Source organism: Paenibacillus xylaniclasticus (assembly GCF_004001065.1).
In the GTDB taxonomy this organism is placed as follows: Bacteria; Bacillota; Bacilli; order Paenibacillales; family Paenibacillaceae; genus Paenibacillus_T; species Paenibacillus_T xylaniclasticus.
Window position 1 is genome coordinate 1 of sequence record NZ_BIML01000055.1, and the last position, 8,817, is coordinate 8,817.

Consider the following 8,817-nt stretch of genomic DNA (forward strand, 5'->3'; position numbering starts at 1 on the left):
CGTATTACCGAAGTCGCACCCCGTACGGGTGCGCGGATTGAAATTGTAAGCGGCCCTCCGCGCTGTGATACAAATAAGCTGTCGCACCCTATGCGGGTGAGCGGTTAAAATGTCAGAGAAGGGTTGAATCGGAAACATATAAGTGGTCCTTCTCAGCGCGGATTCACGGAATTAGCTGTGTAATTTCAACATATCTACGAAGGTAAGACACAGTTTACCTGCCTTCGTTTTTAAGGAAATTATTACAAAACATACGTTCGCTGACAACCTGTTGTCATTAGAACAATGCATAATATCTTTAGTACTTGTTGCGAATGGAGGAGAATAATGAACTATATTGCTCATATTCGTGAAAGCGACCATAAGGAGCAATCTGTTAAGGAACATCTTATCGAAGTGCAAGCATTAGCCGAATCTTATGGCGCCAAGATTGGTGTAAAATATCTAGCCGGATTAGCGGGCCTTCTACATGACATGGGTAAATTCACCAATGAATTTCAAGAGTATATACGGGAAGCTGTGAATAATCCAACATCTCCGCCGAGAAGAGGCAGCGTAGATCATTCAACCGCGGGAGGCAAGTTGCTTTATGATCTGTTTCATACAGGGCCTCCGAGCAAGTTATACGGTATTACAGCCGAAGTAGTTGGAAACGCCATATTATCCCACCATTCATATCTGCAAGATTTCCTCAGCCCAGATTCAGAGTCGCCATATTTGAAACGTGTAACTAATGAACAACTTCCAGGATACCATCAGGCTAGAAGTCGCTTTTTCGAGCATGTGATGAACGAACAGGATTTTAAAGAATATGTATCACGAGCAACGTTAGAAATGGATCAGTATTTGAATGCTTCATCTGAGAGGGATGAAGTCAAGTTGATGTTTCTAACGAAGTATTTGTTCAGTGTATTAATCGATGCAGATCGGACGAACACAAGACAGTTTGAGCAAAATGAACCCGTCGAGTCGGAGAGGAATTACGGAGAGCTATTCGAGATTTACTATGAGAGGCTGTTAAACAAAGTAAAATCTTACCCTCAAGAAGAAGCAAATAAACCGATTAACGTGCTCCGTAGGCAAATGTCGGATCAATGCGATGAGTTTGCGGGAAAACCGTCGGGAATTTATACGCTGTCGATCCCGACCGGCGGAGGCAAAACATTGGCGAGCCTAAGATATGGGCTCAAGCATGCCCTAGAGAAAAGTAAGAAGCGAATCATCTATGTTGTTCCGTACACCACAATTATTGAACAGAATGCTGAAGAGGTGCGAAAGATCTTGTTAGACCACGAACACATTCTGGAGCACCATTCGAATGTGATCAATGATGATCAGGATGATGAAGAGAATATTGATGGCATGATGGATAGAAGGATGAATCTTAAGCTGAAACTCGCGAAGGATAATTGGGATTCGCCGATTATTTTTACGACGATGGTTCAATTTCTGAATGTGTTCTATGCGCGAGGAAGTCGGAATATCCGAAGACTTCATAACTTAAGTGAATCGGTCATTATTTTCGATGAGGTGCAGAAGGTTCCAATTTCTTGTGTTTCCTTATTTAATCTCGCACTTAATTTTTTGAAAAATTATTGCAAGTCAAGCCTAATCTTGTGTACGGCAACGCAGCCGGCATTGGAGTCAGTAGATTATAAGTTGCACAAAGCTGCTGATGCAGAAATAATTGAAGATTTGGATGATGTGATTGATGCTTTCAAACGAGTGGAAATCATTGATCGAGCATCGGAAGAAACGTTTGATACGAACGAGCTTGCGGAATTTGTCATGGACAAGCTTGACGAGGTTCGCAGTGTACTTGTCATATTGAACACGAAGAGCGTAGTGAAATCTCTCTATCATCAACTTAGGGATTGCCAAGTTCCATTGTATCACTTAAGTACCTCTATGTGTGCAGCTCACAGAAGTCGTATATTGGAGAAAATCCGCAGTCATTTGGACCGTGAGGAGCGTATTGTCTGCATAAGTACACCACTAATTGAAGCGGGGGTCGATGTAAGCTTCGACTGCGTCATTCGCTCATTGGCCGGATTGGACTCGATTGCGCAGGCTGCCGGGCGATGCAACCGTCACGGAAAATACGATACACAGCAAGTTTATGTAATTGACCATTCGGAGGAAAATTTAAAGCATCTTAAGGAAATCCAAGTGGGCAAAAAGCTGTCGAAGCAAATTTTGCGAGATATTAAGCGAAATGCCACTCTACATGGCGGTAATATATTGTCGGTTTCAGCGATGGATTTATATTTTCTCCGACTGTATAAAGAGTTCAAGACGAGCCTGAACCATTTTGTTGATAAGTATGAGATTGAGATGACGAATTTGTTAATCGCAAGACGAAATCAAAATGTTTATCACGAAAGCTATAGACGTCGTTATCAGAAACATGCGCCGCTCTTCCTTCTTAACAGCTACCGCACAGCGGCGGAGCATTTCGAAGTCATCGACAGCGTGACGACGGCGGTGATCGCTCCCTATGATGATAAGGGGAAAGAAATGATTGCTCAGTTGAATGGGGGAGAAAAGATTGACGACTTGACCCGACTTCTTCGTCAGGCTCAGCAATATACTATTAATCTGTTTCGATACGAACGCGAGCAGCTCGAACGGAGTGGTGGGCTTGTCAACCTATTGAACGGTAAAATACTAGCGCTGACGGAATCTGCTTACAGTGACGAGTATGGGTTAAATCTTCAAAATGACAGCCGATTTGACCTATCCATCTATTAAAGATGAGAGAAGCCTACCTGCAAGCAGATAGGCTTCCTCTAATCATTCATCTCAAACACTATATATTTCAATCCACGCCAGTCAGACCAGCGATCTTAAATATATCATACATTCGTTACGCCTTGAAACAGGATTGTGGTTTAATGAAAAAGATTCATATAATGTTTTAGAAAGGCGTTGACCATATTCTGTAAGATGATGTAATATGTACATGTAGTGATAAACAGAAGCGTTAAAGTCAACACTGCTTATTCAAAGCAAAGCCATCAGAACACAATAATGGCATTTCACGCAAGAAAGGAGGGTCTTTGAATAGAGAACAATTTACAACTACTATGGACCGAGCGTATCCGGGCCTATCAAACCAGTGGTCAAACCATGAAGGCTTGGTCTGAAGAAAACCATGTGAGCATACATCAATTGAAATATTGGCTCTACAAAGCCCAAAGAAAGGAGCGAGCTGTTTCTAATACAGCTTTCCGTCCCACGATTACGAACTCGAAAGCAAGCCGGATATAAATTCAAGTTGGCGCTGCACATATTCAAATTCAACCCGGTTTCGAGCCGAGATTACTTCGTGATGTCGTAGCTGCTCTCACACCACTATGTTAAGCTACACTTTAACTTCATTTGAGTATTCCGTCTGCGGAGCAACAGATACTCGGAAATCCATGATGGATTAGCTGCTGTTGTACAAGAACATTTTTTACTCGCCTCGTTCTCTTCCGCTAAATTTGTTTTCTTTCCAGCCATTAGTTATTCGGTATGCAGGGCTCTGTAAGTTAAGGATAATGGTCTGCATCCATACAACTGCCTCGAATTAATTGTTACATCTAGCTCCCACTGCTAGGTGGGGGCTAGCTCACTGATTAAGAACTACGGATTGGAGGTGAAACGATGAAGAATACGATCGAGTTCGAAGTTTATGGTGACTATGCTCTTTTTACTGATCCGCTCACGAGAATAGGTGGCGAAAAACTCTCCTATCAGGTACCCACCTATCAGGCTCTAAAGGGAATATTGGAATCCATATATTGGAAACCTACATTGATCATGGTAATAGACGCTGTTCGTGTGATGGAGCCAATCCGCATGGAGTCGAAAGGCATCAGGCCAATGGATTATGGAGGCGGTAACACTCTTGCTAATTATACGTACCTGAGAAGTCCTCGTTATCAGGTGAAAGGCCATTTTGAATTCAACTATAACCGTCCTGATCTGGCTGATGACCGGAACGAAAATAAGCATTACAGCATCATGCAACGTGCGCTTAAGGCTGGTGGGCGGAGAGATATTTTTCTCGGCGCGAGGGAATGCCAAGCTTATGTGGAGCCTTGCGTTTTCGGTGAAGGCGCCGGATTTTACGACAACTATGGGGACATTCATTTAGGCAATATGGTCCATGGCTTGAATTATCCCGACGAGACAGGGAGAAATCAGCTGGAGGTTCGCTTATGGAATCCGGTAATGAAGAATGGTGTCATTGAATTTATTCGTCCGGAGGAGTGTCCGCAGGTTCGCGTCATCTCGGCTATGGGGCTGAAACAATTTGACCATACCAACGTTCAATCGGCCGAAGAACTGCTCAATCAGCTGGAAGGGGAGAATCCATGAGCTGGCTGTTAAATTTGTATGAAACCTATGAAGCAAATCTCGATCTAGTCGGCAAAATCGAGAAAAGGCATAACGACCAGGAATATACGCTACTCCCCGTCTCCCATACAACACAAACCGCCCATATAGAGGTTTACATAACGGAAGACGGAGAATATCACTCGGCCTCGGTCATTATAGACAAGAATGATGCAAATACGCTGATCCCGTGTACAGAGGACTCTGCGAGCCGGGCGGGATCGAAGATCGCTCCATATCCGCTGCACGATAAGCTTAGCTACGTGGCTGGCGATTATGTAGCCTTCGGCGGGGAAATCAAGAAAGAGGAGCCTTTCCAATACTATATTAAGCAGCTTGAAGAATGGGCGAATTCCCCGTATGCGATAGACAAGGTTAGAAGCATTTATCGTTATTTGAAGAAAGGCACTTTGATCCGAGATCTCGTCAACGATGGAATCGTTCACCTGGATGATAACCAGCGTCTGCTGAACAAATGGATGAAATCCGGAACCAAACCCGGGATCTTCTCAGTGGTGAGCGCCGACCAGACGAGTGCTTTCGTTCGATTCACCGTCTATGCTCCTGATCGGGATTTAGCTAAAGTATGGGAAGATCAGGCGATGTACAATTCTTTCATTCAATATTATAGCGGTAAATTGGGTGAGGAAGATGTATGTTACGTAACGGGAAGAACGGTTCCTGCAACGGATAAGCATGCGAACAAGATTCGGAATGCTGGAGACAAAGCAAAGCTGATCTCAGCTAACGACACGAGCGGGTTCACATATCGGGGCCGATTCAGAGAAGGTAATGAAGCTGCCTGCATTAGCTATGAGGTATCCCAAAAAGCTCATAATGCACTGAAATGGCTTATCAATCGTCAGGGCAAAGTTATTGACGGACGTGTGTTCCTAGCATGGGGGAACGAAGCGCTTGACGTTCCGGGGCCGAATGAGGATTCTTACTCGCTCGATCCGGAGGGGGCGGAGTATAACGAGCAGCGAATATCTTATACGAATCGGGATTTTGCCAGGGAGCTTGCCAAGGCGCTGGAAGGCTATCGCAACCGGATAGCTGATTTGGTTAACGACAAGGTGAACATAATCGTTCTTGATTCGGCGACAACTGGGCGTATGGCTGTGCTTTACTATCGGAATATGGATGTCGGATTGTATCTGGACAAGCTGATTGACTGGCATACGTCCTGCGTATGGCTGCATCGTTATCGCAAGAATGAGCAGGGCGACTATGTGTCATTTTATGGCGCCCCTGCAACGAAAGATATCGCTTATGCTGCTTATGGACCGAATGCAAGCGATAAGGTGGTCAAAGGCTGTATGGAACGAATGCTGCCTTGTATCGTCGATGGGCGGCCTATACCTGAAGATATTAAGAGAAGCCTCTTCCACCGTGCTTCGAATCCGGCAGCGATGGACAAGTGGGAATGGGAGAAAACACTTAGTATAGCATGTGCATTAGTAAATAAGAGCAGGGAGGGATTTGGCGTGGCATTAGATCAAGATAATAATGACCGCAGCTACTTGTTCGGCCGTCTGCTGGCCGTCGCCGACGTATTGGAAAGACGAGCTCTTGGTGAGGAGAACCGTGCAAGTAATGCGATTCGGTACATGAATATGTTCTCCAAGTATCCGGCCAGAACATGGGCAACGATCCAATCGAGCTTGCTGCCGTATCAAGTAAGGCTTGGAACGAAGGCGATTCGTTGGTCCAAGATCATTGACGAGATCGGCTCTCGCATTAAGCCCGAGGATTTCAACAACAAGCCGTTATCTGACTTATACTTGTTAGGCTTTTACAGTCAGCGTCATGAGCTGTATCAGAAAGCAAACAGCAGTAACGATAGTAAGGAAGATTCCGAAGAGTCACTAAACTAATCATTAAGGGAGAGATCGAAGATGACCATTTTAGATCATAAAATAGATTTTGCAGTTGTGCTATCGGTCACGAAAGCTAATCCGAATGGAGATCCTCTTAATGGCAATCGTCCGCGGCAAAACTATGATGGCTACGGAGAGATATCGGATGTTGCATTGAAGCGTAAAATTCGCAATCGGCTTCAGGATATGGGGGAAGCGATCTTCGTACAATCGAACGATCGCAAGACGGACACCCATGGCAGCTTGCGAGAGCGTGCAGATGCCAATGCTGAGCTGGAGAAAATTTTGAAATCCAAGAACGGCTCCAGTGATGAGTTCGCCAGCATAGCTTGCCGAGAGTGGATTGATGTACGCAGCTTCGGCCAAGTGTTTGCTTTCAAGGCAGACAAAGGGTCAGGCGTTTCCGTTGGCGTAAGGGGACCGGTGTCGATCCATACAGCAACGAGTCTCGATCCAATCGACATTGCAAGCGTACAAATTACGAAGAGCGTCAATTCGGAGCCAGGTACCTCGCGGGGCTCGGATACAATGGGGATGAAGCATCGTGTAGACTCGGGCGTATACGTGTTTTATGGAAGCATTAATACGCAATTAGCAGAGAAAACCGGTTTCTCGAATGAAGATGCTGATCGTATTAAGCAGGCACTTTTGACGTTGTTCGAGAACGACGCATCTTCAGCCCGGCCGGAAGGAAGTATGGAGGTACATCAAGTGTATTGGTGGAAGCACAACTCCAAGCTCGGTCAATATTCATCCGCCAAAGTACATCGTTCATTGAAAATTACGAAAAAGGTAGACGATGCCAAGCGCTACGAAGATTATGAATTTATCGTCGAACCGCTTGAAGGATTAAAGGTCGAGATTCTTGATGGACGGTAATGACGACGATTATTTAATGCTGTCCGGCATTCAGCATTATCAATTTTGTAAGCGGCAATGGGCACTTATTCATATTGAGCAGCAGTGGGTGGATAATGTTCGAACGATAGAGGGAGAGCATCTGCATAGCAAAGCAGATCAGCCGTTTATCCGCGAGAAGCGCGGAGATAAACTTATTGTGCGTGCTATGCCTGTCAAGTCAGAAACTTTGAAAATATCTGGCGTTTGTGACGTGGTCGAGTTTATTCGTAGTGAGGAAGGCGTTGCGATCAGCGGGTCTGAGGGCAAGTATATCCCATATCCGGTGGAGTACAAGCGCGGCAAGCCGAAGAAGCACGATGAAGATGTGCTGCAGCTAGCCGCTCAAGCGGTGTGCCTCGAAGAAATGCTGCTCTGCGACGTAGATGTTGGATACTTGTACTATCACGAGATCAGGCATCGAATGGAAGTGCTGCTTACAACTGAATTGAAGAACAAAGTGAAAGTAATTTTTGCTGAGATGCTAGATTGTTATAATCGACGACATACGCCGCGAGTAAAGACCGGTTCGTTTTGTCGCAGTTGTTCCCTTCAATCGATTTGCTTACCTGAACTTATGAACAAGCGGACCGTTCGAAGCTATGTTGAAGGGAAAATATATGAATGAAGAAGCTGCTCAATACGCTGTACATTACCCAACCAGATGTTTATTTGTCATTGGATGGCGACAACATTGTCGTACTGAAGGACGATGAGAGACTCGGAAGAATTCCGCTTCATAATTTGCAATCGATTGTTTCGTTCGGGTATACGGGAGCAAGTCCAGCGTTAATGGGATACTGCGCTGAACGTCACATCGCTATTGCATTCTATACGGTAACCGGCCGGTTTCTGGCAAGAGTAATTGGCGAGAGCAACGGTAACGTCGTGCTGCGCAAGAAGCAATATGCAATGTCGGCAGATGAGAAGCAATCGGCGATTGTGGCGCGCAATTTTATTGTCGGGAAGCTCTACAATCACAAGTGGATCATTGAGAGAATGACACGGGACTATCCGCTACGAATAGAGGTGGAGCGGTTCAAGACAGCATCTCAACAATTAACAGATCTGATGCATGAGGTTAGATTGTGTGAGGATTTATCCCGGTTGAGAGGGTTGGAGGGACAGGGGGCGGCAACGTACAACAGGCTGCTGGATGATATGATCCTGCAGCAGAAGGACGCTTTTTATTTCCATACACGTTCCCGTCGTCCACCGCTCGATAACGTCAATGCGTTACTGTCGTTCGCGTACTCGTTATTGGCTCATGATGTAGCAGCAGCACTTGAAGGGGTTGGATTAGACGCCTATGTTGGATTTATGCATAGGGATCGCCCAGGAAGAATTTCGCTTGCGCTTGATGTGATGGAGGAGCTTCGCGGCGTAATGGCGGATCGGTTCATTTTATCTTTGATTAATAAGAAAATTGTAAGCAAGGACGACTTTGTTAAGAAGGAAAATGGTGCCGTTCTATTGAACGACAATGCGAGAAAAAAGTTTCTTGCCGCATGGCAGGAGCGAAAGCAGGAGCAAATCACCCATCCGTATCTTGGAGAAAAGATCTCTTGGGGACTCGTACCGCACGCTCAGGCTTTATTACTAGCGCGTTATCTGCGTAATGATTTGGACGAGTACCCTCCTTTTATGTGGAAGTAGG

General features: G+C 45.3%; 7 protein-coding genes. All 7 read left to right on the forward strand.

Going from position 1 to position 8,817, the window contains the following annotated elements; translation table 11 throughout:
- Window positions 1-327 precede the first annotated feature (327 nt).
- The 7 genes from cas3 (at window position 328) to cas1c (ending at window position 8,816) form a co-directional block, all read left to right on the forward strand.
- The gene (gene cas3 / locus PXY01_RS21565; RefSeq protein ID WP_127573144.1) at window positions 328-2,751 is read left to right on the forward strand and encodes a CRISPR-associated helicase Cas3'; all 2,424 of its coding nucleotides are present in this window, start codon (window positions 328-330) and stop codon (window positions 2,749-2,751) included.
- Window positions 2,752-3,063: 312 nt separating this feature from the next.
- On the forward strand, window positions 3,064-3,270 hold the full coding sequence (tnpA, locus tag PXY01_RS23465) for an IS66 family insertion sequence element accessory protein TnpA (protein ID WP_444980865.1): 207 nt from the start codon (window positions 3,064-3,066) through the stop codon (window positions 3,268-3,270).
- Between the two features lie 378 nt (window positions 3,271-3,648).
- Entirely contained in the window at window positions 3,649-4,365 is a 717-nt protein-coding gene (gene cas5c / locus PXY01_RS21570) for a type I-C CRISPR-associated protein Cas5c (RefSeq protein WP_127573146.1), read from the forward strand.
- Entirely contained in the window at window positions 4,362-6,260 is a 1,899-nt protein-coding gene (cas8c, locus tag PXY01_RS21575) for a type I-C CRISPR-associated protein Cas8c/Csd1 (RefSeq protein WP_127573148.1), read from the forward strand. Before cas5c ends, cas8c begins: the two co-directional genes overlap by 4 nt.
- A 21-nt stretch (window positions 6,261-6,281) precedes the next feature.
- The gene (cas7c, locus tag PXY01_RS21580; protein WP_127573150.1) at window positions 6,282-7,142 is read left to right on the forward strand and encodes a type I-C CRISPR-associated protein Cas7/Csd2; all 861 of its coding nucleotides are present in this window, start codon (window positions 6,282-6,284) and stop codon (window positions 7,140-7,142) included.
- Window positions 7,132-7,788, forward strand: coding sequence for a CRISPR-associated protein Cas4 (gene cas4 / locus PXY01_RS21585; RefSeq protein ID WP_127573152.1), 657 nt, complete (start codon window positions 7,132-7,134; stop codon window positions 7,786-7,788). Before cas7c ends, cas4 begins: the two co-directional genes overlap by 11 nt.
- A complete protein-coding gene (gene cas1c, locus PXY01_RS21590) occupies window positions 7,785-8,816 on the forward strand; it encodes a type I-C CRISPR-associated endonuclease Cas1c (protein WP_127573154.1) in 1,032 nt (343 codons plus the stop codon). Before cas4 ends, cas1c begins: the two co-directional genes overlap by 4 nt.
- Window position 8,817 lies beyond the last annotated feature (1 nt).

Excerpts from the sequence above, each read along its gene's own strand:
- cas4 (WP_127573152.1), top strand. The coding sequence starts at position 7,132 with ATGGACGGTAATGACGACGATTATTTAATGCTGTCCGGCATTCAGCAT.
- cas7c (WP_127573150.1), top strand. The coding sequence starts at position 6,282 with ATGACCATTTTAGATCATAAAATAGATTTTGCAGTTGTGCTATCGGTC.
- cas5c (WP_127573146.1), top strand. The coding sequence starts at position 3,649 with ATGAAGAATACGATCGAGTTCGAAGTTTATGGTGACTATGCTCTTTTT.
- cas3 (WP_127573144.1), top strand. The coding sequence starts at position 328 with ATGAACTATATTGCTCATATTCGTGAAAGCGACCATAAGGAGCAATCT.
- cas8c (WP_127573148.1), top strand. The coding sequence starts at position 4,362 with ATGAGCTGGCTGTTAAATTTGTATGAAACCTATGAAGCAAATCTCGAT.
- cas1c (WP_127573154.1), top strand. The coding sequence starts at position 7,785 with ATGAAGAAGCTGCTCAATACGCTGTACATTACCCAACCAGATGTTTAT.